General features: G+C 45.5%; 25 protein-coding genes and 2 pseudogenes. 17 read left to right on the top strand and 10 right to left on the bottom strand.

From position 1 onward, the window contains the following. Window positions 1–224: 224 nt before the first annotated feature. From ACYIA1_RS08650 to ACYIA1_RS08620, 7 genes and pseudogenes are all read right to left on the bottom strand, one after another. Window positions 225–455, bottom strand: a complete 231-nt coding sequence (locus ACYIA1_RS08650) for an ISAon1 family transposase N-terminal region protein (protein WP_234154528.1) — start codon at window positions 453–455, stop codon at window positions 225–227. 494 nt (window positions 456–949) lie between these two features. After that, the gene (locus ACYIA1_RS08645; RefSeq protein WP_234154527.1) at window positions 950–1,789 is read right to left on the bottom strand and encodes a prenyltransferase/squalene oxidase repeat-containing protein; all 840 of its coding nucleotides are present in this window, start codon (window positions 1,787–1,789) and stop codon (window positions 950–952) included. Window positions 1,790–1,975: 186 nt separating this feature from the next. After that, entirely contained in the window at window positions 1,976–2,614 is a 639-nt protein-coding gene (locus ACYIA1_RS08640) for a GyrI-like domain-containing protein (protein ID WP_480335024.1), read from the bottom strand. A 20-nt stretch (window positions 2,615–2,634) separates the two neighbouring features. Continuing rightward, window positions 2,635–3,174, bottom strand: a complete 540-nt coding sequence (locus ACYIA1_RS08635; RefSeq protein ID WP_234154525.1) for a ClbS/DfsB family four-helix bundle protein — start codon at window positions 3,172–3,174, stop codon at window positions 2,635–2,637. A gap of 19 nt (window positions 3,175–3,193) precedes the next feature. Continuing rightward, on the bottom strand, window positions 3,194–3,547 hold the full coding sequence (locus ACYIA1_RS08630) for a VOC family protein (protein ID WP_234154524.1): 354 nt from the start codon (window positions 3,545–3,547) through the stop codon (window positions 3,194–3,196). A gap of 47 nt (window positions 3,548–3,594) precedes the next feature. Beyond that, window positions 3,595–4,068, bottom strand: a pseudogene (locus ACYIA1_RS08625) (DinB family protein). 171 nt (window positions 4,069–4,239) lie between these two features. After that, window positions 4,240–4,605 carry a VOC family protein gene (locus ACYIA1_RS08620; protein WP_480335021.1) on the bottom strand — a complete coding sequence of 122 codons (366 nt, stop codon included), beginning with the start codon at window positions 4,603–4,605 and terminating at the stop codon, window positions 4,240–4,242. A gap of 635 nt (window positions 4,606–5,240) precedes the next feature. Between ACYIA1_RS08620 and ACYIA1_RS08615 the strand changes: the two genes are divergently transcribed. The 6 genes and pseudogenes from ACYIA1_RS08615 (at window position 5,241) to ACYIA1_RS08590 (ending at window position 8,866) form a co-directional block, all read left to right on the top strand. Further along, window positions 5,241–5,984, top strand: coding sequence for an MGH1-like glycoside hydrolase domain-containing protein (locus ACYIA1_RS08615; protein ID WP_480335019.1), 744 nt, complete (start codon window positions 5,241–5,243; stop codon window positions 5,982–5,984). Between the two features lie 318 nt (window positions 5,985–6,302). Next, window positions 6,303–7,331 (top strand): hypothetical protein, encoded by a 1,029-nt coding sequence (locus tag ACYIA1_RS08610; RefSeq protein ID WP_480335018.1) that lies wholly within the window; start codon window positions 6,303–6,305, stop codon window positions 7,329–7,331. A 422-nt stretch (window positions 7,332–7,753) separates the two neighbouring features. Beyond that, window positions 7,754–7,997 (top strand): annotated as a pseudogene (locus ACYIA1_RS08605) (chromosome partitioning protein ParB); the annotation flags it as partial. Window positions 7,998–8,075: 78 nt separating this feature from the next. Continuing rightward, the gene (locus tag ACYIA1_RS08600) at window positions 8,076–8,357 is read left to right on the top strand and encodes a hypothetical protein (RefSeq protein WP_334312045.1); all 282 of its coding nucleotides are present in this window, start codon (window positions 8,076–8,078) and stop codon (window positions 8,355–8,357) included. Window positions 8,358–8,367: 10 nt separating this feature from the next. Next, complete coding sequence (locus tag ACYIA1_RS08595; RefSeq protein WP_252199434.1) at window positions 8,368–8,505, top strand: RagB/SusD family nutrient uptake outer membrane protein; 138 nt, start codon at window positions 8,368–8,370, stop codon at window positions 8,503–8,505. A 25-nt stretch (window positions 8,506–8,530) separates the two neighbouring features. After that, entirely contained in the window at window positions 8,531–8,866 is a 336-nt protein-coding gene (locus ACYIA1_RS08590) for a RagB/SusD family nutrient uptake outer membrane protein (protein WP_229040303.1), read from the top strand. 1,465 nt (window positions 8,867–10,331) lie between these two features. Here the strand turns inward: ACYIA1_RS08590 and ACYIA1_RS08585 are convergent. Continuing rightward, on the bottom strand, window positions 10,332–10,598 hold the full coding sequence (locus ACYIA1_RS08585; protein WP_118328058.1) for a hypothetical protein: 267 nt from the start codon (window positions 10,596–10,598) through the stop codon (window positions 10,332–10,334). A gap of 379 nt (window positions 10,599–10,977) precedes the next feature. Between ACYIA1_RS08585 and ACYIA1_RS08580 the strand changes: the two genes are divergently transcribed. From ACYIA1_RS08580 to ACYIA1_RS08550, 7 genes are all read left to right on the top strand, one after another. After that, window positions 10,978–11,730, top strand: coding sequence for a type IV toxin-antitoxin system AbiEi family antitoxin domain-containing protein (locus ACYIA1_RS08580; protein WP_195286901.1), 753 nt, complete (start codon window positions 10,978–10,980; stop codon window positions 11,728–11,730). Window positions 11,731–11,734: 4 nt separating this feature from the next. Further along, window positions 11,735–12,541 (top strand): nucleotidyl transferase AbiEii/AbiGii toxin family protein, encoded by an 807-nt coding sequence (locus tag ACYIA1_RS08575; protein ID WP_195286900.1) that lies wholly within the window; start codon window positions 11,735–11,737, stop codon window positions 12,539–12,541. Between the two features lie 45 nt (window positions 12,542–12,586). Next, window positions 12,587–12,760, top strand: coding sequence for a hypothetical protein (locus ACYIA1_RS08570; RefSeq protein ID WP_480335014.1), 174 nt, complete (start codon window positions 12,587–12,589; stop codon window positions 12,758–12,760). Between the two features lie 798 nt (window positions 12,761–13,558). Continuing rightward, the gene (locus ACYIA1_RS08565; RefSeq protein ID WP_480335012.1) at window positions 13,559–14,488 is read left to right on the top strand and encodes an amidoligase family protein; all 930 of its coding nucleotides are present in this window, start codon (window positions 13,559–13,561) and stop codon (window positions 14,486–14,488) included. Beyond that, complete coding sequence (locus ACYIA1_RS08560) at window positions 14,485–14,718, top strand: hypothetical protein (protein ID WP_234182795.1); 234 nt, start codon at window positions 14,485–14,487, stop codon at window positions 14,716–14,718. Before ACYIA1_RS08565 ends, ACYIA1_RS08560 begins: the two co-directional genes overlap by 4 nt. 391 nt (window positions 14,719–15,109) lie before the next feature. Next, window positions 15,110–15,313: a helix-turn-helix domain-containing protein gene (locus tag ACYIA1_RS08555; RefSeq protein WP_083810220.1), complete on the top strand. Its 204-nt coding sequence runs from the start codon at window positions 15,110–15,112 to the stop codon at window positions 15,311–15,313. A 12-nt stretch (window positions 15,314–15,325) separates the two neighbouring features. Next, a complete protein-coding gene (locus ACYIA1_RS08550; protein ID WP_480335009.1) occupies window positions 15,326–15,619 on the top strand; it encodes a helix-turn-helix domain-containing protein in 294 nt (97 codons plus the stop codon). A 64-nt stretch (window positions 15,620–15,683) separates the two neighbouring features. On the opposite strand, the gene ACYIA1_RS08545 is transcribed toward ACYIA1_RS08550, so the two are convergent. Together ACYIA1_RS08545 and ACYIA1_RS08540 are read right to left on the bottom strand one after the other, a co-directional pair. Then, window positions 15,684–16,895: a site-specific integrase gene (locus tag ACYIA1_RS08545; RefSeq protein ID WP_272060309.1), complete on the bottom strand. Its 1,212-nt coding sequence runs from the start codon at window positions 16,893–16,895 to the stop codon at window positions 15,684–15,686. A 19-nt stretch (window positions 16,896–16,914) separates the two neighbouring features. Then, window positions 16,915–18,144, bottom strand: a complete 1,230-nt coding sequence (locus ACYIA1_RS08540; RefSeq protein ID WP_272060310.1) for a site-specific integrase — start codon at window positions 18,142–18,144, stop codon at window positions 16,915–16,917. A 344-nt stretch (window positions 18,145–18,488) separates the two neighbouring features. Here ACYIA1_RS08540 and ACYIA1_RS08535 point away from each other — a divergent pair, with 344 nt between their 5' ends. From ACYIA1_RS08535 to ACYIA1_RS08520, 4 genes are all read left to right on the top strand, one after another. Beyond that, window positions 18,489–18,626 (top strand): hypothetical protein, encoded by a 138-nt coding sequence (locus ACYIA1_RS08535; protein WP_480335007.1) that lies wholly within the window; start codon window positions 18,489–18,491, stop codon window positions 18,624–18,626. A gap of 419 nt (window positions 18,627–19,045) precedes the next feature. Then, a complete protein-coding gene (locus ACYIA1_RS08530) occupies window positions 19,046–19,708 on the top strand; it encodes a transcription termination/antitermination NusG family protein (RefSeq protein WP_005865210.1) in 663 nt (220 codons plus the stop codon). A 9-nt stretch (window positions 19,709–19,717) separates the two neighbouring features. Next, entirely contained in the window at window positions 19,718–20,155 is a 438-nt protein-coding gene (locus ACYIA1_RS08525; protein WP_048927730.1) for a hypothetical protein, read from the top strand. Between the two features lie 238 nt (window positions 20,156–20,393). Next, the gene (locus ACYIA1_RS08520; protein WP_036613982.1) at window positions 20,394–22,343 is read left to right on the top strand and encodes a polysaccharide biosynthesis protein; all 1,950 of its coding nucleotides are present in this window, start codon (window positions 20,394–20,396) and stop codon (window positions 22,341–22,343) included. Window positions 22,344–22,367: the final 24 nt, after the last annotated feature.

Below are 22,367 nucleotides of genomic sequence, written 5' to 3'. Positions count from 1 at the left end.
CCCGCACGGTTAGTAACAACAGTATATAATTCTCCACAGCTCAAAGAAGTCTCGTCAACACAAAGGTTAGGACTATATTCTGTTTGAACAGGACATATTCTGAGGCATGATCTAACTGTTCCCACTGTCTGTATGCGCTCATAAACTCCTTATACTGTGAAGTTAACAGTTTTCCGTTTATCCCATATGCATCTGCTATGAAGCTTATGCTAGCCGCGGTAGTTTCAATCTTCTTCTTTTAAAAAAGCAACGAACTCCAGAATAAGTTTCGTCCTTTCGCCCATAAGATCATCGTAAGCATAAGAAAACGTTTCCCCTGTAGCTTTGTCATACCAGCGACGACGTCTTACGTGGAGATAAACAGGTTTGCCACGCAGAGGAAAGTCCTGAATCACTTTCTCATCTGTAAAACCATGTAAAATCACAATTCCACTCTTGTAATCAGAACGTTTCATGTAGTTTTTTCATCAAGCCAAACTTCGATTTTGACGGAGTCCTCATGCCAACCGAAGATCTCGAAATACACCATTAGAACCTCGGAGAAGATGACTCGTAGTAATTTATGTAGGTTGCGATTGGAAAACATTAGACAAATTATTTTAATTTGAACGCAAAGATAGTTCACTTTAGCTTATTAACATAACATACAGGGTTTTCGGACTGACCCAGAATATCCCGTTGGTGAGGACAGGCTTTTTTACCAAGCTACTGATTGTCAAATTGTGTCAATACAAAATTCTTATGACGATACCTCAGAGCGACTTTAATACACCTACCATATTAACTTTTAAAAAAAAGAAGACGGCAGCTTTGATTATTCGAAACCGCCGTTAGGCCGCTGTATCTTGTTTAGGAGCAAAAAAATGCCGCCACAACAACGGTTTTTATCCATCGTTTATGGCAACCATATGTGGCAAAGCTTTAAATATTCTAATTCTTTCTAAGGTAGTCAATATCCCTTGTTTAGGTTTTCTAAAATTTCATAATACCTCCTTGTCGCAAGTTCACTTGGAAAACCCTTTTTACAGAAAGAAAGGTTTGCCAACTTTGGCACAACACGCTCTACCACAATTTTTCCATCAACCGTTTTAGATTTGAGAGTTTCAAAGGCTTCAAGGAAACGACGGTCATTTTTGGCATAGTCATAAAAAGACAAGACATATACATATTCAAACAAATTGTAGTTTCTGAATGGATATTCGACCTGCATAAATAGCGTACCAATTCCATAGTGGCATGGGCCGATTGGCTTACGAATAATCCAATGCCCCAGCAAAAATTCAACAGCTCTATCCAGTGCAGGCTCATTGTTGAGATATTGACTAAGACGAAATGCGTCAAGTGCTTTGAGCGTCGGTTGCGGATTTGAGTACCCGGTTTCTTCCCCATGTCCGAAAGAAAATTTATTGCACCGCCAACCGCCATCTTGATACTGAGTATCTAAGAAATGCTGAAAAGTTTTTTGAAGTCTTTCGTCCTCGGCATATCCCATGTGGCATAGCACGTTGGCGGCAATCGCCGTTTGGCAAGGATAGATACCTCCTGTCGGGTATATTCTAAATCTCCCATCCTCCTGCCATGCACTGAAAATCAAATCCGCAGCCGCTTTCAAAATAGGTCCTTGTGGTGACATTCCAAGCTCCAAAAGATAAAGCACACTATCAAAAGTGGAAAAGGGAGAGCCTTTAAGCAGTTTATTGTCTGGCGTTGCCCAAAGGTCTGCACCGTTATCATGCCGGTGAGATAGTATCGCTGCAACATCTGATAGATACCGTTTTTCTATTGCCATTTCCAACTCCTATTTATAAAGTAATTTCATTGCTATATTATTGTTGTAGGTCATAAATAAGGCAACAGACGGCAACCGTCTTGCCGATGACGTTTTTGAAGCATTTTTGTAATCTTGAACTGCTCATATTGGCTTCACTCGCTAACTCAGGAATGCTCAGTACATTTTCGTTGAGTGTAAAATTCTTCAATCGTCCATTTTTCTTATCGGATGCCGGATTACAGTTCTCAGTTTTTCGGGAGCTACTTTTCGAGCGTCACTGAGATAAATTTCATGATGCATACGTTTATCTGCGATGTCGAGGACGTAACCTCGGCTCTCCATATATTCGTGCATGCGTGCAATAGTAGCCGGTTCATCATCATAAGACCCAATGTGCATGCATTGAACGCATATCCCTTCATCATAGGTCAGGAACTCCACCTTGGAGAAATCGGATTTCTTTTTCTTCTTTGCCTCCTTGATTGCCCACTCCAAATCTGCTTTTGTCACAAAATCCGGAAGGCGGATTGCTGAAATCCACTTGAAGTTTCCTTTACGCGCATAGTCGATACCTGTTGCGCCATCCTGCCACCAGAAGCCTTCAAGCGGGGGCACGACATAATCAAAATATCCTTCGATCCGATAATCGCTTTTTTGGCTCATTTTCACCGTAAAAGCAATTCCATACAAAAGCCCGATCGACTGTTTGTATTCTCCTTCCCGCGCATTCGGATCACCTTGCCCGCGGACCGTCATGTAGTTCATGCTTGGAACGGTAACAATGCCTGGTTCTCGGGAGGGCATATAAAACTCTTTGTATTCTTTCTTATAGTCAAAAGCCATTGTTTATACCTCCATTTTATCTATTTGTTGCTTGTTTTAATATGCATCTTTATCTTCTTCATGGCCCAATCATAATGGCTTGCCGTTGTCGAAACACAGTAGGAACCGAGCGTGGAAGTACCCGTCCAGTCGAACGAGCCATTGGCAAAGAGTTCATCATTGGAGAATTGCTCCAGCAGCGCCATTACCTCTTTGTGACTCTCTTTCAACTTCGCCTTTGCTTCTGTCAATGGCGTGCTTTGATGCTTCCTCCAAAACTCTGCGTTCATTGCCGGATAGGTTTTCCAGTTGTACGGTTTGGGCAGAAAGGTCTTGTACTCGCCGTTAAGATTGGTCTTTATCCAACTCTGTAGCAGTTGATGCCACTCGTACAGATGTACAAGCACATCACGCAGGTTCCTGTCCCTGCTCCAATGTGTTTCTTTACCGGCCGTTGCCATTTCTTCAGCAAAGGCTGCTTTCTGCTGTTCTTCGCTCATACTGTCGATGAGTTTCCACATCTTGTCGAATTGTCCGTTGGCGGATGCTGTCAAATCCGCTTTTGTCGTTGCTCGTGCCATAGTCGTTATCACTCATGTTTTATATAGTTCTTTGGTAAAACTCCAGCCAATGCCCGTCGGGGTCTTCAAAAGTCAGCAACTTGCCGTATGGCTCTTCTCTGATGTTCCCGATGATCTTCACATTTTTGCTTCTCAACTCATCCCGAACAAGTTCGATGTCCTCCACCTCAAACATAATCCTTGTTTTACTCGCAAAGACTTCGCCTTTGCTCTCCGGTCTTTTCAGGATGGCAAACGATGTCTCACCCAAAGCGAACCCTATCCAGTCACCATCAATGGCTTTTATCTCAAATCTGGTATTGCGATAGAATTTTTTCGAGCGTTGTAAATCGCTGACATAAATCCAGCAGGCATATATCCTTTTAATCTTCATCCTTATCATGTTCTTTTTCCGCACTCCGTGCAAACATTTTCGTGCTTTTATTGATCTATTAATTCTTGTATCTCGTTAAGATGCAACTCAATATGCCCCAAATATCCATCAATCATTTGGCGAAGAGTCACGGTTACGCCCTCAAAATTCTGCCATGAGTTTTCAAGTTTAGTATGGTCAACCGATTTTATCACTTGAATCATATGCAGATTATAATACTTCCACAACTGAATGCTAATATTTCAATCAGCATTTTGATAATCTTGTAAAGCAATCCACAAGTCATTATCCTGTTGATAATCGGGAAAATCAAGTTTATCATTGTACTGTAATCGAACCATACGTTGATGATTATTTGCGGCAGAATCGATCAAATGACCCATAATCTGTTTTATAGTCCTGCTTTGTTTATTTCTCTTGTTGGTAATTGTATCAACTGGTAAATCAATCAATTTTTGCGCCCAAATATCAATATACCGTAGAATCCCATTTGTAACATTTGAAAAATCCATTTTTAGCACTCATTTTAATATTCATGAAATGTCTTCTAATAAATCTTCACTCCATTTTTCTCTGGGTAATTCACAACATATCTCAATCAAATTGTTTTCAGGATCTCTGAAATGAGCAACCCTGGAACCCCCATCCTGCAATATACTTTGGTTTATCAACGAAATCTACTCCATTATCAGTCAATATTTATAGGTCTTGTCCACATTATTAACCTTTAAAACAATTACGGTTTTTTCTCTATTATTTGATGGCAATGTTTTGTCTAAGTTGCCAATCTCTTTTGCCATTAAATCAGATTTAAAAATTGAAAAAACCATGTCATGGGATTCTATTCCAATATCAAAACTGGCATAATCTCCTCCGATTTTTCCCCAGGTCACCTTTAATCCAAGCTTCTCGGAATAAAATCTAAAACATTTGTCAAAATCTGACACGAAAAGTCTAATGTTGTTTAACTTCATATTTTTATCAATTCCTCCTTCTGTTCTCCTTGTCGAAGCTGGAGATGTTAACTTTCGGCAAAGGATTTTTTCTTGATAACGCAAAGATAATGAATTTATTGCAAAAAGATCCAAAAACTTTCGGACAAAAGCTAGGTGCTTTTAATAGGTTCCTTACGAGTTTTTTCCGTATATCGTATTTGGCACTCAAATGCGACTGAACTTGAAGGAACTCCCACGACAGTAATAACGGGGGACTGCGAGCCACTACCAGAGCAGGTGGGAAAGGCTGCCTGAAAACCGTTCCTCTTATCGTGCGACAGTCTAATTTTTGCAGGAGGTACTTACGGTGGAGAATGGGTGCGCGATGTATCCATCAACTCTTGGAATGCGGCGGCATTGCCTACCCCTAAGGAGGCGGCTTACTCTTTGTGAAGTGTTACTACCGAGAATCACACGATGATTGGCCACCAGTAGGAACCACATCATTTGGGCACTGGCTGTGCTTATGATTACCATATTATAAACAATGACCGGCAGTTCCTCCGTCAGGCATATATTGCCGGCAAGAATACCATGGCTGCATGCGAACAAAATACTTTCGACAGCAACTATGGGTTGTTTACAGGTCCTTCGGTCTTCAATGATGGCATTGCAAGTTATGAGAAGCCTATTTATAATCCACAAATAAAGGACAGTTATGTTTTGGCACATCCTGAATCGAAAAATATATTATGTGTTTGAGCACTAATTGTTTGTATTTTCAAACTTATAAGACGCTGGCCCTAATGGCGAAAGCCTGTGGTGACAAATGTTCTGTGAATGGCTATGAACATAAGGCAAAGGCACTGAAAACAAATATTCGCAGAAATCTCTATGATCCGCAGGCTAATAAACTCTATTATCTCATGGACGAATATGGTACATTGCACAAATACCAAGAGGGTTTGGGGCATGCTTTTGCTATTCTCTTTGGCGTGGTAAACAAAAAGGAGGCACGCAATCTTATTAAAAAGGTATATATCGGCAAATACGGATTGCCATCTATTTATCCAGCCCTCAAACGATTCAAGGAACATCCCGGTCGTCACAACCAGATACTTTGGCCTTTCGTGGGTGCTTTTTGGGCCGATGCCTGTCACAGTGTGGGCATAAACGAGCCTTTCCTTAAGGAATTATTTTGTCAGGCTGACATGGCCATCAACATCAACAACCACTGCTTTTACGAGGTCTACAATGAGAATACGGGCAAACAGAATGGTGGTTGGCAGATCGATCATCAGTGGGAGTCTGTATACGACCAGACTTGGTCGGCCACAGGCTATATTCGCATGATACTCCAAGATGTACTAGGTATGCGCTGTACTCTCAAGGACATTACTTTCCATCCCGACAAGGCTTTGATGAAGGAAATAGGATTCAAAAGTCTGAATGGGCTAAAGTTTAGAGGAAAAGAAATTAATATAGGAAAAAGTTGCATGTGAATGAGATCTCTTATTCGCCCTTCAACGTTTTTTGCCAATTCATAAAAGGGAGAAAATACTGGAGAAAAGGGAACTTTTTCCAGTTCCTTCAAGTGAAATCCCCCTTTGTGGGTTGCCTCTGAGGGTTAATTTTAAACCAATTGAAACAGGAAAAACTTGTTTTTATTATATATAAATCATATATTCGCATTGAAAAAATGTTCTTTGAGTGATGCAAAAGAAAACTGAATATAGCAATTCACTCGTTTCTAAATCGTTACCTGTTAGTAATAAAATTAAGACTAACTATTTTATTTTCAAATAAATAGAAAGCGTGTTGTGTTTGGCAAGGCCGAACTGGTCTGGCAGGATGCGATGAACCTGGTTACGGATATAGAATACAATGCCGGTTCCAATGGCGGCAATATCTCTTTCAAAGTGGACCGTTCTTCTATCCGGCAAGGCAATGCCGTCATTGCGATCAAGGATGCGAGTGATGCCATCCTCTGGTCCTGGCATGTCTGGGTCACGGACGAAGATATCAACGATGTGATTGAGATAACCAACCATCAAAACGTAAAATACAATTTTATGCCCGTTAATCTGGGGCAGTGCGACGGCAATACCATTACCTATGCCGAACGGAGTTGCAAGGTAAAATTCACTGCCGGAGACCAGAGTAAGGAAATAACCATCAAGCAGTTGGCGAACGTAATCGCTACCGGAGACAACCATCCTTATTATGAATGGGGGCGTAAAGATCCGTTCTATCCTTCGAACGGAATGGATAACACAACCAAAACCTGGTATGACAAGGAGGGAATACCATCTACGGACAATCCTGCGAAGGCAAATCTTTCTACAGGTGCAGCTTGTATCAAGAATTATATCCTTAAACCCAATGTGATGCATGCTACAAATACGGCGGACAAATTATTCCTGAATCTGTGGTCTGCGAATAATAGCTCAGTTTCATTCTCTGATCCATCTGTTACTATCAAGACTATTTACGATCCGTGTCCTGTTGGTTTTAGACTCCCTGTTTCCAACTGTTTTTCTGGATTTACTACAACAGGAGAGTCTGTAGAATCTACATCTGAAATTAATGGTTTTTATGATGATAATAGAATCGGTTGGTGTCTATACACGGATGCAACAAGAAGTCGTACCATCTTTTTTCCGTCCACTGGATGGCGTAATTATGTCACTAGCGCAGTCAAAGGAGTCAATGTTTGGGGTTACTATTGGTATGGAATTCCATACGATATGCAGGATGCTCAAGGAATGGATATAGGCAAAGAGTACTTAAGGAATCGGAATAAGACCCATCGGGCATTTGCAGGAAGTATCCGTCCTTGCAGCGATTAAAGAGAGAAAAATGGGTGAAAGAAGGGATATGTTTGGTTGATGTTATTTCCCGAGGGTTCTCAAAGCAGCCTTCGGGGAATATATGTCTATGACAAGAATAGAGAGGCAGGGCAGGAAGTTTATAAAGATATTATAAAATGTAAGCCTATGAAATTTACAGTACGCATATTAGAAGGCAATTCTTCCGAACTCTATCAGGTCGTGGGACATTTAGTGTTTAGCTAGGCATACCTGAGGGCGAATAATATCTACCCTTACAAATCCTTTTGGAGGTTTTCATGGCGTGTCCTATATCAGGGAGAAAAGGTGATGGCATTCATGTCTGTGGAAAGAAAGACTGGCGGAGGTGACAAAATAGACAATTATTGTGTTTCTTCCGTCAGGGAGAGGAACGGTCCTTATTAAAGCTCCTGACAAGTGTTGTTGCTGTCGTCCGTAAGGACCTTGCTGAACGATGGCTTCTACTATACGTCATAACCGTGCCCGCGGGATGCACAAGATTGAGCTTATACACGGCTGGTAAGGGAACTTACGTGATCGGGAATGTCGGACATGTGGATACGCAGGAACTCAGGCATGGACAAGGATGAGTTGCTTCGTTTGAAACAGGTATTGGGATTGGCGGAACTGTTTGCCGATAAAGAGTTCCGAATGGCTGTGGAATAAGCAATCTTACACAGGTATTGGAAATGTGTAGCACTGAAAAATACAGAAGGAGATAAGCCGGTTATAATAATTTTATGAATCTACAAGATGGAAATTACAGATTTAATCAAGGAAAGGGAAAGTGTAAATGTGTCAGACATTTATATCTATCTTTATGAAGATGGTCCCGTCGTTTTCGATGTTTCTGCCGTCCACTTGCAGTTTTACTTTCCTGAAATGGAGATGGAAAGTGTGCTTTGCAGCGACAGGAGACATCACAAGCTCATACGAGGGTTTTCGCTGGAACTAATGCTGAAACGTTTGGCACAATACCCATGTCTGGTTGACGGCGAGTGTATCAGGGTGATGGAAGTATTGTGATCCTTAGGGCATGGGAAACGCAACCGATGAATTTGTCGAAACAATCAGTCTGAATCCGAACAGTACGACTACCGATCGCCATGTCTGGATACTTTTCAGGTATGCAGAGGTATTGTTGAACTATACGGAAGCTTTTGGCTTATGGTAATCCAGATTATACCGATAATGCGTTTATGTCATCCCCACGGGCAGCCATCGACAAACTGAGGGCACATGCCGGAATGCCGGGAGTTGCTTCGGATGATTTTCTTGAACGGATCAGGAATGAACGCCGAGTGGAACTCGCTTTTGAAGGGCACCGGTTCTGTGATACCAGAAGATGGAAAATCGCTCCTCAGACAATGGATATCTATGTGGTGGAGATTGAGAAACAGGACGACAGATTGATTTATTCCCGTCAGTTTGTTGACAAATGTATACGGAGTGACAAGGAATACCTGTATTCTATATCCGATGAAGAATTACTTAAAAATCCGCTTTTAAACAGAATCTTAGTTGGAAAAAATTAAATGAGTTGAGAAGTTACTTCAATTTTGTTTGTGGTGGCGTCTTTTTTGCGGGCTATTGCCTACTCTTTATGGAATAATATTTTTGACATATCAAATACACCTTCCCGATTTATCCCAATGATATTTATTCATAACAGTAGATGACATGAAATATTATAGGAAAAATCAAGCTCCACAATCTTTTCAATCACTCATTGAATAAGATTGTGCACTCAATTTCCATGTAATATTTTTATAGATTATATACTCCATAAAAAGTTTTCTGATTTTTTTAATATTGTAAATTGCTTCTGTTTTTAATGCGGTTGTCTTTCCACTTATAAACATACCGACTCCGGAGGCAAAGGCTGAAATGGTTTGTCGGCGTATTCGCCGTTAAACCGTTCGTTTTCGGTTAAACGAAAACACAACTTGCTGTCCGCAGGAGCGGACCACGTTTATCCAATAATTATTGTGTATCAGGTTGTTGTGTGGATATTTTCCTGTGGTTTGTGGTTTTTTCCATTAGATATTTGCCGGCTGTTCTCCCCATTAAAAGATAGATATATCTCCATAACCATGTGACTTACGCCCATAATTCGGGGATAAGGAGGCGAATATACGGAAAATCTGCCCTTTACATGCCCTATTGTCCATTAATGGATTGTTACTTCTACACTTCTACAAATGGAGAAATGGATATGTAGCTGTATACGCCTGATTGTTTTTTTATCGTCTCCATTAATGGATTGCTACTTCTACACATCTACAAATGGAGAATGACAGATAACCGTATACGACTGATTGTTTTTTCATCGTCTCCATTAACAGATTACTACTTCTACACATCCGCAAATGGAGAATGACAGGTAACCGTATATGCCTGATTGTTTTTTCATCGTCTCCATTAATGGATTGCTACTTCTACACATCCGCAAATGGAGAATGACAGGTAGCCGTATACGCCTGATTGTTTTTTCATCGTCTCCATTAACGGATTGCTGCTTCTACACATCCGCAAATGGAGAATGACAGGTAACCGTATATGCCTGATTGTTTTTTCATCGTCTCCATTAATGGATTGATATTTATACACTTCTGCAAATGGAGATTTTGAGATATCTGTATCCGGAAGGGTTCGTGCTCCCTTCGCTCCCGGCTATCCTTATTTTGATATCCGGCTATATCGTAATTCTGTGATAGCATTATCCGGATAGCGTATCATACGGCTATATACAAATGCTACACTATAATTCATGGTTGTGGTGGAGATGGCTCTTCCCATCCGGTAACCATGATGCCACAAGGAAAAAAGCGACAGCCGCGGAGAAAAAACGGACGGCAGGAACGATTACGGAATCAGGTAAATAGAAAGTCCGGTACATGCGAATTCAGGCGATCATCCCGGATGGTAACCTGTCAAAGAGGCTTTTGAGATATTTGAAATACCGATAATAAAAAAACGAGATCAGGTATACGGACGCTCTCATATACCCACGGCCTGCCATACGGCTGTTCCGATAATCATATATGGTATCCGTGCATCCCGCCATATCCTTATTCCGATAGAAGGGCGTATCGTTATCGTCGTATCTCCATGTCCGGTCATATGGCTATACGCGTATCCGGTGGTATATCTCCTTTCCCATCCGGGTCTGTCACGGGTTGGATTCGGATATTCCGGATAAGCTTTTAACCTGAGGGTAACCGGCCTGATGGTATAGGGACAAGAAGAAGTCCGTAATCGTGGCATTTACCCGGGTAGAGAAGCCACGTCTTTTTATTGCCGGACTTCCGGCATTGCCTTATCCATGCGTGAAGAGGAGTTTTTTTCTTTCATCGCAACGTTCCTCTCACATACCCCAAGGGGGGAGTGGATCCAGACCCGCCTCGGCTTTCTTTTTCCTTCCCATATGACAAAAACCGACTATCCATGACTATTCCTGACAGCGGGAAGACTACGCTTGTCCCGCATGATTTCCCCCCATATATTTGCACCTGAATTTGACTTGCTAAAAGAAATGAGATACGGGATTGAAGCCGGCGCATTTAATATTGTACCGGTAAATATGTTTTTTAAATAATTTGCGATTATAGTACAAAAGTACTACTTTTGAATAAAATATAAAATCATGGGAAAATATACCGCATTGATTCAGAACCGGCGTTTCGTAACCGGGAAGGAGATGTTCCGCGACGTCGGGAACAGGAAGACCGTCTCCTCCCTGCTGTACAAGTACAGCAGGCGTAATTCCATTGTACGGATACGCAGGAACGTGTACCTGCCGACAAACCCTGTGGACGGTTTTGTCGACGAGAACAAATACGAGATAGGCTGCAATTCCGTTCCCGGCTCCTATCTCTCCTACCATTCGGCCATGGAATTCTACGGATTGCAGAACCAGGTCTGGAACAGGATATACCTGTCCTCGGCCAAACGTTTCCGCCCTTTTGAGTTCGAGTTCGTCGAATATATGTATGCCCCGGACAGGTACCGGGAAGGGATCGTGCGGCCGGCGGAACACGTGAGTGTCCGCGTCACCGACATGGAACGTACCATACTCGACTGCATCGACCGGCCGGATCTTGCCGGCGGCCTGGAGGAGCTGGTCTACAACCTTGAACTGATAGGCACCGTGGATGAGGACAGGCTCCTGCGTTACCTGCCGTTATACGGCAAGTCGGTCATATATCAGAAAACCGGGTTCATCCTCTCGCTCTTCAAGGAGCGGATGGGACTGGGCGGGGAATTTTTCCAGACATGCGGTGAAAAGACAGGCAGGAGTGTACGTTACCTTACCGACAAGCGGGAGTCAAGGATATATATTCCCCGGTGGAGACTGTATGTCCCGCAGTATATCCTATCCTTAACCGAAAACTATTAGTGCCATGGATACATCGGATATTACGCGGTCATATATCATCGAGACAGCCCGGAAATACGGTTTTCAACGTGATACTCTGGAAAAGGTGATACGGCTTTACCAAATACTCAAGGATATGTCCGGAATCCCCTTGTTCAGAGACTGTTTTGCCCTGAAAGGCGGGACTGCCATCAATCTTGTCTGTTTCAACCTTCCCAGGCTTTCTGTTGACATAGACCTGGATTTCACCAGGTTCGGACGGATGCCGGAGCTCCTGCCATTGCGCAAGGAAATAAAATCGGCCCTGTTCGACCTTCTGCAATCCCGGGGCTATACTGTCGGCAAGCTGGGAAAGGAACTTCATACTCTGGACCAGTGGACATTCAATTACCGGAGTATCGCCGGTAATAATGACCACATAAAGATGGAACTGAATTACGGTATCAGGAATCACTTCCTGCCGGTGGTAAGCAAGGAAATCAATCTGGATATAGTTCCTGACGCCGGTATCAGATTCCCGACCCTGCATCCCTGCGAGCTGTTCGCCACAAAAATAAACGCGCTGATAGAAAGGAGGGCCGTCCGGGACCTGTTCGATGTCTACTCACTCTCACAATCGAATATGCTTTCGACTCTCCGGGAAAGGGAGATGCTTAAAAAAGGAATTGTCTTCTATCAGACCATCGGGGTGGAAGGAACCGCCAGAAAAGAGATAGACCTGTCCGGCATCATGGATATCGAGCCTTCCAGAATCAGAAGCCAGCTGATGCCCCTGCTCCCTTCAGGAAAGAAATTCTTCCCTATAGATATTGCCAAGAGGAGTACCATGTAATATCTGACGTCCATACTCACCCTCTCGCCGCGGGAACGGGAATATATGGAAAGTTTCAGCAAGGGGATCTATAAGCCGGAACTCCTGTTCTCCGATCCGGAGATCATCCGGCGGATCACCGACCATCCGATGGCATTATGGAAAATTTCCCGGATAACAGCAGACCCGGGCCTATCTAGCAGGCATCGCCAGATAAAAAGACATGGCAGGAAGCTGTAAGTACCGGCAGATAACGGTTCGAACTGCGGACGTCTTCTCCCGTACCATATGACAAAAACGGACTATCCATGACTATTCCTGCCAGTGTACCGGTCCTGCCTGCTTCATGGTTTCTTCCCTTGTCTCCATTAACGGATTGCTACTTCTACACATCTGCAAATGGAGAAACGGGCATGTAGCCGTATACGTCTTATATTCTTCCCTTTCATATTCCCTATCAACGGATTGTCGTACTTTTACACTACCACAGACGGATAATTTTAAAATCCGTATCAGGGTGGATGCGCGCTCCCACACCTGCCCATAAGGATTTAAAAGGATCGGTGGACAAGGATACTGAATTCCGCCCGTTCTTCCACGCCGCTACAGGCGGCGGGCCTCTGACGTCACTTCCGCATAGGAAGAACCGTCCGAACGGAACGGCATGTGTATCATAGCGATAACCGGCTTTGGATGACTATAAGTGACAGGTGGTTTCATTCCGTCCGGTCCTCTTCTTCCCTTATTTTGTATTCCGAGACAATACCGGTTGTGTAATTTAATAATTTAAGATTTTAAGATACGAACTCAGAAAAGGAAAAGAACAGACCTTCCTGAATCGGTGGAGAAGATATGCCATCAATCTGGAGGAATCCGATATCGACCGGTAGCGGATGTTAGGATACAGACACCTTGAATAAGGACTTTTAGCCTAAGATAAAGTAAGCTAATAGCATGATAATAAGGTTCTTATAATTACAACTTCTCCTATAGAAGCATTACCTTAGTAGTAATAAAAAATAAAGGAGGTAACAAGTAATGAACGAGCAAATTAGAAGCATTTTAGCACAAGAGACAACAAAAACGAGTAAAATCCAGCAGCTATTTCTTCTGGGGGTTCCCCGTGCGGAAATCGCGAGAATGGTGACCAACGGCAATTACGGCTTTGTAGTGAACGCCCTGCGCCGGATGAGGAAACGTGAGGAGGGTCTGAATATCCATCCTGCGACAGCCGCACTGGATTACACTTTCAACCGCAAGTTCGGTATCGAGATCGAGGCCTACAACTGCTCCCGCGAACGGCTCGCACGCGAGCTCAGGGAGGCCGGTATCGAGGTTACGGTGGAAAGCTACAACCATACCACCCGTCCGCATTGGAAACTCGTGACAGACAGCAGTATAAGCGGTAACAACACCTTCGAGCTGGTCAGTCCGATCCTGGTCGGCGAAGCCGGCCTGCGGGAACTGGAGAAGGTCTGCTGGGTGCTCGACCTGTGTGACGTGAAGGTGAACGAGAGCTGCGGGCTTCACGTACATATCGATGCCGCCGGTTTCAGCATGGAAACATGGCGTAACCTGGCCTTGAGCTACAAGCACCTGGAACCGGTCATCGACAGGTTCATGCCGGCATCCCGCAGGGACAACTATTATTGCCGTGGATTGGGCCATGTCTCTGACGGGATGATACGTTCCACCCGGACGGTGGACGAGTTGAAAGGAAGGATCGGCGACCGTTACCATAAGGTGAACCTCGAGGCCTACTCACGGCATAAGACGGTCGAGTTCCGCCAGCATTCGGGAACGACCAACTTCACAAAAATGCGTAACTGGGTGCTGTTTCTCCACAAATTGGTTACCTTTGCCACAAGGGGACAGGTACCCGCAGCCACCGCACTTCAGGACATCCCCTTCCTTGACAGTGAACAGAAACTATATTATAAATTAAGAACGAAAAAACTATCGGCATGAACAAGCATATGTATATTTTGGCGGATGGCGGCAGGATTGCCGCCTCCGACCCTTCCGAGTTTGTACGCGTCCTGCGTGAGGGCAGCTGGTTTGACAGCGAGTGCACCGACGAGGAGTACATGGTAAATTTCTCCGGTCGGTACAGGGAACTGCACGGGGTGACGGTGAGGACCGACACGCCGGAGCATTTCATGGACGACCTGAAAAAGTACGGTTACATCACGGGTTGAGAAGCCCGCTCCTTTATTATTGCGATTCCGGCCAGTTTTTGTGTGAAGATTTTTCTTTTTTCACTGTATCGGATATCCGCCGTATCCTGTTTTCCCGAAGGGGGTCTGGCTCCACGACTCCCTTCGGGAAAGCATTTTTTTCCTTTTTACCGTCTTTTCCGTCATGACAAAAACCGACTATCCATGACTATTCCTGCCAGTGTACCGGCCTTGCTTGTTTCTCAAGGTTTCTTCCCTTATATTCGCACTGACATTTAAACGAGTTGAAAATATGGAAATATGTTACATTGAGGCCGGTGTCCTTGAGAGGATGCTGGCACGCGCCGAGAACCTGTCCGCACATGTGGACAGATTGTATGAGAGAAACCGCTGTAAGGAACCCGGAGAGTGACTGGACGGCCAGGATGTCTGCCTGCGCCTTGACATCTCGCCACGTACCCTGCAGACTCTCCGCGATACCGGACGGCTGGCGTTCACCCGCCTCCAGCGCAAGTTCTATTACAAGCCCGGGGATGTGGAGAAGTTGATGGCCTATGTCGGCATCAGACGCAAGGAGAAGGAGGTGAGAGAAAGAAGAAAGAACGGAAACCTTTAAAGAGCGGAAGAGATGGAAGGCATTATCGACAAGGAGAACGAACGTGTCCGCGGGTTCTTTGCCCTGCTGGACAACATGGAGAAAAAGGTGGAGCGTCTTGCCCGTGACAACCGTCCTCCCTTCAACGGGGAACGGTTTCTGACCGACAGGGAGCTTTCCGGGATGTTGAAGATCAGCCGCAGGTGCCTGCAGGATTACAGGGACCAGGGACGGATTCCCTATATCCAGCTCGGTGGGAAGATACTATACAAGCAGTCGGACATCGAGAAGCTGCTGGAGGGGAATCATCACCCTGCATTGGTATAATATCGTATTCAAGTTTAAGGATTGCCGCCGGAATTGCATTTACGATTCCGACGGCAGTTTTTATTTAGCCTGCGGCTTCCTTGCCGGCCGCAGGCTTTCTTCTTTCCATCAGCCGGTCCATGTCCGAGGATATCTTCCGGTCGGTGACCTGGGCGTAGACCTGCGTGCTGTCGATGTTCGTATGGCCCATCATCCTAGCGATGCTCTCTATCGGAATACCCGCGGTCAGTGTCAGGGTCCCGAACGAATGCCGGGCCATGTGGTAGGACAGGTTCTCTTTCATGCCTAATGCCACGCCCATCCCGTGTACCTCGTACCAGAGGACGTCTCGGACCGGCAGCGGGAATACCGGCCTGTCATCATCCGTGGTGTTGTACAGTTCCAGTATCTGTCCGGCTATGGGATGCAGCGGGATGAACGCCTCCACGTCCGTCTTGGCGCGGCGGATGCGGATATACCTTCTTCCTTCCGAGGTCGTTCCGATGTGACGGGGATGGAGGCCTTTCGTGTCCGCATAGGCCAGACCGGTCAGCGAAGAAAAAATAAACGTCCTGCGCGCCAGCTCCATCATCGGGTCGGGCATCGGGGTTTCCATCATCCGTTTCAGTTCACTGCGGCTGATATGCCTCAGTTTGGGTGCTTCCTTCTTCTCGTATGCCACGTCCTCTATCGGATTGGCTCTTAACACTTCCCGGTCCACGGCGATGTAGATGAGCCGGTTGAGCCAGCACAGGCAGTGGTTCACGTGCCCGTTCCTGTATCCCAGCTCCTTCTTGAGAAAGACCTTGAACGATTCGGCGAACTCTTCGGTGATGTCCGAAAAGGCGATGTCCTTCATCCCGCGGGATTCGATGAACTGCCTGAGGTTAAGCTGCGTGGTCTTCGACTGGCGGTAGGTGGAGGTGGAATTGATCTCCTTGGAGCGGACCCTGAGCCGTTCGCGTTCCACCTCTCCGGCCTGCAGGAGGTATTCCGGCACGGAATCGGTACCGGATACGGTGGTCTTGAGCAGCTCGGCCGTGACCACTCCCTGGTTCCTCAGCAGGTTCCCGTACGCCTCTTCCAGTCGGTTGCGGAAGGCGGCAAGGCGGTTGTTCTCTCTGGCTGTTTTGATTTCCCCCTTCGTACTGTCCCAATCCTCGGGCTTGCAATAGATGCCTGTCGTGACAGCCGATTTCTTTCCGTCGATGCTGATCCGGCAGAGGACGGCGGTCGTGCCGTCCGATCTGACCTTGTTGCGGTTGATGTAGAATAAAAGCTTGAATGTACTGCGCATGATAATGATTGTTTAGGGATTAAAGAATAAGTTTCAAATCACGGGTTGCCTCGACGAACCTGTCCATGTCCTCGAACAGCTTCTTCGGGGTTACACGGGCGTATATCTGGGTCGTTTTTATGTTGGAGTGTCCCAGCATTTTGCTGATGGTCTCGATCGGCACTCCCTCCTCGAGCGTGACCAATGAGGCGAAAGAATGCCTTCCCATGTGGTAGACAAGGTCCTGGCTGAGTCCCGCCATCAGGCGCAGGGATTTCATGTTGGCCCTGAGCGTATGGTAGTCCTGCGGCGGGAAGAGGGTGGGCCGGGCATCATCACGGTACTTCTCGATCAGTGCGAGGGCTTCCGGCAGCAGCTTGACACGTCCGAGGTAGTTGGTCTTCTTCCGCTGGTACTTCAGCCAGAGACTGCCCCCGTCATCGGTGAAGAGGTTTTCCCGGGTGATGCTTACCGCATCCGCATAGGCGGTTCCTGTATAGCAGGCGAAGAGGAAAAGGTCTTTGGTGATACTATGTGACCTGCGTTTTTCCGGTATCTCCAGATCGCGCAGCTTCTCGAAATTCTCCCGGCTCAATGCCCTCGGCGTACTTTCCTTCTGCTTGGGCAGCTTGAAGTGGCAGAAATGGTATTTCTCCGAGTGTCCCTCCTTGTAGGCAATGCGGCAGACCTTTTTCAGGATGGCCAGGTAGCCGCGAAGCGTGTCCACGGCATATCCCTTTTCCAGAAGGATGAAATCCTGGTAGTCGCGGATGAACTGCTCGTTGAGCTGCCCGAAGGCAAGGTCCGAGACCTTGAATTTCTTCCGGATGAACTCCGATAGCGTGCGGTGGGTGAAAATATAAGTCGAGAGCGTGGTGGGCGCACGGTCCACGCCAACACGCGCTTTCATTTCCCCGTTATGCCGGGCGAGAAGTTTGAGCAGGGTCATCCGCGTGCCCGCGTTACCCTGGAACAGGTCCCTGACCGCGGCGGCATCGAAATCCTTTTTCCTTTCCATGAGGGAATTGAAGGCCGAGTGTACGGCAAGCAGCAGCCTCTCTATTTTTTCATTGGTCTCCACCGCTTCCCGGCTCTTGCCGTTCAATCGGCTCTCACGCGCGTTCCATAGCTCGGGGGTACAGGAGAGCTTGCAGCTGAACTGCGCCATTGTGCGGTTGAGGGTGATCCGTCCCATGATCGGGGCTTTGCCGGTCTTGTCCGGCTCGCTCTTTTTCAGGTAGAGCAGCACCTTGAATTTTTCCACTTTCATAACGCTCTTTTTTAGGTTGTAAAAATACTCCTTTGAAAAGCGTCCTTTGGCATGCAAAACATTGATAAACAGTGAATAAAAATCCGTTCCATTTCTCTCTGTAAAAACTCGGTTACCTGTCGTTGTTTCCGAAACAGGCGGCTAACAGTCTGGTAACTGAAACACTGCAATATTTTGTTTTCTTTTGCAGGTCAGACGATTATGCAATTCTTGCAAAATGCTTAATTATAAACGTTTTACGTTTAATTATCGTCATTCTGTTTTTTATTGCATTTCTAAATATTACTTATACGATCCGCCATTCCTTTGCCATGGCATTGAAAGAGCAAAATGTCCCTATAGAAATGATCAGTGAATTATTGGGGCATAAGTCTATCAAGACCACCCAGATTTATCTGAGAAGTTTCTCTTTAGAAAAAATGACAGAGGTGAATAGCACTTGCTTTGGTTGTGTCTATAATTATGTGTCGAAAGTGGGATGAGGCTACTTAGTGAGTAGCGTTTGTTTCACGCCGCAAATGTAGTAAAAAATAACAAAAAACAAGCAATCATTAGGGTTTGTTTGTGTTTCCAGTTGGATTCTCGTTAAATCTTCGTTCTTATTTCTGATGTATAGACATGGCAATAGAGACGAAATGGCCTCGTATTTCCGAAATCATCACGTCCCCCCCTAAAATCGAACATACATTCTTGTAGAGATGGGTATACCCCGTCTCATCCCCTCTAAAAGATGTTTTAAATTACTGTCAGACGGTGGGAGACGGAGCATGCTCCGTCTCTACAACTGAGTAATAACCATTCTCCCACCTTTTGCGCTACTCACTAAGTAGCCTAATTTCTCACATGGCGAAAAAGGGTTATGGTGCATATATCAAACTATCTCTTTTAAGCAATCAACGAGATGCGAGCGAATGTTGTAAAAACGGTTGTAAATTCGGTACCTCATGAGGGTATCGACGCCGTAGGCGTTGAAAGAACCATTCCTGAAAACCCGTTACGGCGAAAATCTGATCAGAAACATTGGTACATCGCTATCGTCAACAACAAGTCCGAGAAACTATGCCGTGACAAGCTGGAAAAGCGCATAGCCAGTCAGCCGGAAGGCGAGAAGGACTATGAGGTTTATATAGCCTCCCAAAAAGAGATGTGTCTTCTGCCAAGCGGCAAGCGTAAGCAAGTAGACCGGATCGTCTTCCGTTCCATTGTATTCATCCGTTGCACCGATGTCTTGCGTAGGAAGGAGATCGTTCATCTTCCTTATATCAAACGTTTCATGGTAAACATAGCTGGCGAACGGTCTGGAGGCATACGCCCCGTAGCCTTCATTCCGGATGAGCAGATGGTGAAACTCCGTAGGATGCTGGACGATTCCGAAGAGCCTGTCATTATCGATCCCCGTCCGCTGCCTCTTGGAGCGAGGGTACGCATTAACGGCGGTAAGTTGCATGGTCTAGAAGGTAACGTGCTGGAAGTGGAGGATGGCAATCTTAACTTTGTGATCCGTGTAGATCTACTGGGATGTGCCAAAGTAAATATCACCCGTGACCTGCTAGAGCTATTATGATACACATAGATGGATACGCACTACGGTAAAAAAGAGGATAGATCCGGAGTACGCCTTATCTCGTTGTTAGGAAACCATTTGAAAGAGATTCTTAAGCGAGAGGCGGATAATCGTGCCTTCATCCATCTTTACTGTACGGGTCCGTATTGGGTGGCGTTCGAGAAATCAGCTTACCTGTTACGCCAAATATCTTCCCGTACCTTAGTGACCCCGTTAAGCCTCACCACGTACCCGTTTCCAATCGTGATGGTCTCTTGGACAGATGGCGAGTTACGTTCCTATACACGTAACCATCTTTTCCATCGCGAAGGCAATGACTACGGTCGGTTATCCGTCCCTACTCGTACGCTTGACGGTTACAAGGAGTGGCATAAGGAAGAGGTGAGGTATTTTCCGATGCCGGAAGTAAAAACCACGTCCATGGATCGTGACATGGAGATTGATTAAAGATACTTCTGAGGTTCAAGAGAGCCTCCAATCAAGAATATATTATCGCTAGGTCGCAATTAGAAAATGAGAATTAGGCGGCCGATATCGATCAAGAGGTCAGCTATCTCTAGTAGCGAGGAGAGTCCCTTTTTCTTTAACCGATAGACTAGACTCTTGCTTTAGCTTATACCACTCCAACCACTTGAGAGGTTCGGTCGCTTATTATTATAGTTAGATAGATATGAATAAAACAAATATGGAAAAGGTGAAATATCGTTATAATCGCTGGCGTTTAGCGCTGGGGCGTCTGGTAAATTTGCGGTATATCAACCGCTGGATCATTTTTTGTGCGGATCTTTTCATTTCCCTATGTGTATCTTTGATAGGAGTGCTGGGATTATTGTCCATCATGCATGTATACATAAGCGGGATTAGTGTATTAAAGGTAGGAATAGCTTCCTTTGTGGCCAGTATCCTTTCTTTTCTTACGTTCAAGGTTTATCACGGGGTGATCCGTCATTCCACGCTACGTGGACTATGGAGGATTGGTGGTGTCGCCATCACAAAATCCATCCTCATGTTCATACTGCTTCATCTTTTGAGGGCGGATTTCAATTCCTCTATATATTGGGTGGGAGGGATAACCGATTGTATGTTGACGATTGTTCTGCTGATCACCTTACGTGTATTTGTGATTAATGTATATAATAGCGTGTTGTCCCAACTTGGAAAAAAGCGCAAGCGTGTACTGGTGTTCGGTATGGATGAGGATAGCGTGATGATAGCCACATCACCCAACCGGCAAGTATTCATGCAAAATTATAGCATCATCGGCTTCTTGACGTTTGGTAGCGCTAAAAAGAACCTTCGCATAGCGGAACTTCCCGTTTACCAGATCGAGGACATTGATGACTTGTTGCGTCTGATCCCCAGAAATAACTTGGATGGTATCCTTTTCCCGAATATAAAGACCGTCCGACGAGAACGTGATCGTTTGATTCATTATTGCGAGCAGGCCTCCTTGAAGCCTCTCGTGGTTCCTGATATGGAGGAGGTCCATGAGGGCGGAATGAAGCGTTCAGTCCGTGAGATCCGTATTGAGGACTTGCTGGGTCGTGAGGAGATCAGTATAAATCTGGGCGAGATCGGTCTCTTATTGAAAGATAAGACGATCCTTGTTACGGGAGCGGCCGGTAGCATTGGTAGCGAGATCTGCCGCCAGCTGGCGCATTTCCCGATCAAGAAACTGATCTGCCTTGATGCCGCCGAGACTCCGATGCATGACTTACGCCTGGAATTGGAGGAGAAGTATAAGGAACTGGATTTTGTACCTATCATAGGCGATGTCCGGAATCCGGACCGTGTAGATTACGTATTCCGCAATTGGCATCCCCAGGTAGTATTCCATGCGGCAGCTTATAAGCACGTCCCCTTGATGGAAGAGAACCCTTGCGAGGCTGTTCGTACCAACGTGTTTGGTACCCGAGTGATAGCGGATGCCGCCGTAAGCTATGGTGTAGAGAAATTCGTGATGATCAGTACGGATAAGGCCGTTAATCCAACGAATATCATGGGATGTAGCAAGCGCCTCGCTGAGATATATGTGCAGAGCTTGAGTGTGGCGATCAGTAAGGGGGCTCTAGCGGGAAACACTAAGTTTATCACGACCCGTTTCGGTAATGTATTAGGAAGTAATGGCTCCGTGATACCTCGTTTTCGCGATCAGATCGCCAAAGGAGGCCCAGTTACGGTAACCCATCCCGATATCATCCGCTACTTCATGACAATCCCCGAAGCCTGCCGTTTGGTGTTGGAAGCCGGTACGATGGGCAAGGGCGGCGAGATTTTCATCTTTGATATGGGTGAGCCGGTCAAGATCGCTGACTTAGCGAAGCGTATGATCGAGCTTTCTGGTTTGCAGGTGGATAAAGACATAGAGATTAAATACACAGGTCTTCGTCCCGGTGAGAAATTATATGAGGAACTATTGAGCAACAAGGAGAATACGAAGGAAACCCCTCATGAGAAGATTCGTGTGGCAGCAGTCCGAGAGTACGCCTACAAGGATGTGGTAGAGCACATTGATCTATTAGCTGAATTATCCCTTCATGTACACATTCTTCCTATGGTGAGAGAGATGAAATCCTTCGTCCCCGAGTTCAAGAGCCAAAACTCTCAATTCACGAGATTGGACGGAGTGAATTAGCAATTTAGTTGGTAGTTATAAATC

The organism is Parabacteroides sp. KHUB-02 (assembly GCF_056640955.1).
The sequence above is the reverse complement of the archived record's forward strand: the minus strand, read 5'-3'. Positions and strand labels throughout refer to the sequence as shown.

What these genes read in the sequence shown, in the direction of transcription:
- ACYIA1_RS08650 (WP_234154528.1), bottom strand. Translation starts at nt 455, where the DNA reads ATGAAACGTTCTGATTACAAGAGTGGAATTGTGATTTTACATGGTTTT.
- ACYIA1_RS08645 (WP_234154527.1), bottom strand. Translation starts at nt 1,789, where the DNA reads ATGGCAATAGAAAAACGGTATCTATCAGATGTTGCAGCGATACTATCT.
- ACYIA1_RS08640 (WP_480335024.1), bottom strand. Translation starts at nt 2,614, where the DNA reads ATGGCTTTTGACTATAAGAAAGAATACAAAGAGTTTTATATGCCCTCC.
- ACYIA1_RS08635 (WP_234154525.1), bottom strand. Translation starts at nt 3,174, where the DNA reads ATGGCACGAGCAACGACAAAAGCGGATTTGACAGCATCCGCCAACGGA.
- ACYIA1_RS08630 (WP_234154524.1), bottom strand. Translation starts at nt 3,547, where the DNA reads ATGAAGATTAAAAGGATATATGCCTGCTGGATTTATGTCAGCGATTTA.
- ACYIA1_RS08595 (WP_252199434.1), top strand. Translation starts at nt 8,368, where the DNA reads ATGGGAAACGCAACCGATGAATTTGTCGAAACAATCAGTCTGAATCCG.
- ACYIA1_RS08590 (WP_229040303.1), top strand. Translation starts at nt 8,531, where the DNA reads ATGTCATCCCCACGGGCAGCCATCGACAAACTGAGGGCACATGCCGGA.
- ACYIA1_RS08585 (WP_118328058.1), bottom strand. Translation starts at nt 10,598, where the DNA reads ATGCCACGATTACGGACTTCTTCTTGTCCCTATACCATCAGGCCGGTT.
- ACYIA1_RS08580 (WP_195286901.1), top strand. Translation starts at nt 10,978, where the DNA reads ATGGGAAAATATACCGCATTGATTCAGAACCGGCGTTTCGTAACCGGG.
- ACYIA1_RS08575 (WP_195286900.1), top strand. Translation starts at nt 11,735, where the DNA reads ATGGATACATCGGATATTACGCGGTCATATATCATCGAGACAGCCCGG.
- ACYIA1_RS08570 (WP_480335014.1), top strand. Translation starts at nt 12,587, where the DNA reads ATGGAAAGTTTCAGCAAGGGGATCTATAAGCCGGAACTCCTGTTCTCC.
- ACYIA1_RS08565 (WP_480335012.1), top strand. Translation starts at nt 13,559, where the DNA reads ATGAACGAGCAAATTAGAAGCATTTTAGCACAAGAGACAACAAAAACG.
- ACYIA1_RS08560 (WP_234182795.1), top strand. Translation starts at nt 14,485, where the DNA reads ATGAACAAGCATATGTATATTTTGGCGGATGGCGGCAGGATTGCCGCC.
- ACYIA1_RS08550 (WP_480335009.1), top strand. Translation starts at nt 15,326, where the DNA reads ATGGAAGGCATTATCGACAAGGAGAACGAACGTGTCCGCGGGTTCTTT.
- ACYIA1_RS08545 (WP_272060309.1), bottom strand. Translation starts at nt 16,895, where the DNA reads ATGCGCAGTACATTCAAGCTTTTATTCTACATCAACCGCAACAAGGTC.
- ACYIA1_RS08540 (WP_272060310.1), bottom strand. Translation starts at nt 18,144, where the DNA reads ATGAAAGTGGAAAAATTCAAGGTGCTGCTCTACCTGAAAAAGAGCGAG.
- ACYIA1_RS08535 (WP_480335007.1), top strand. Translation starts at nt 18,489, where the DNA reads ATGATCAGTGAATTATTGGGGCATAAGTCTATCAAGACCACCCAGATT.
- ACYIA1_RS08530 (WP_005865210.1), top strand. Translation starts at nt 19,046, where the DNA reads ATGCGAGCGAATGTTGTAAAAACGGTTGTAAATTCGGTACCTCATGAG.
- ACYIA1_RS08525 (WP_048927730.1), top strand. Translation starts at nt 19,718, where the DNA reads ATGGATACGCACTACGGTAAAAAAGAGGATAGATCCGGAGTACGCCTT.
- ACYIA1_RS08520 (WP_036613982.1), top strand. Translation starts at nt 20,394, where the DNA reads ATGGAAAAGGTGAAATATCGTTATAATCGCTGGCGTTTAGCGCTGGGG.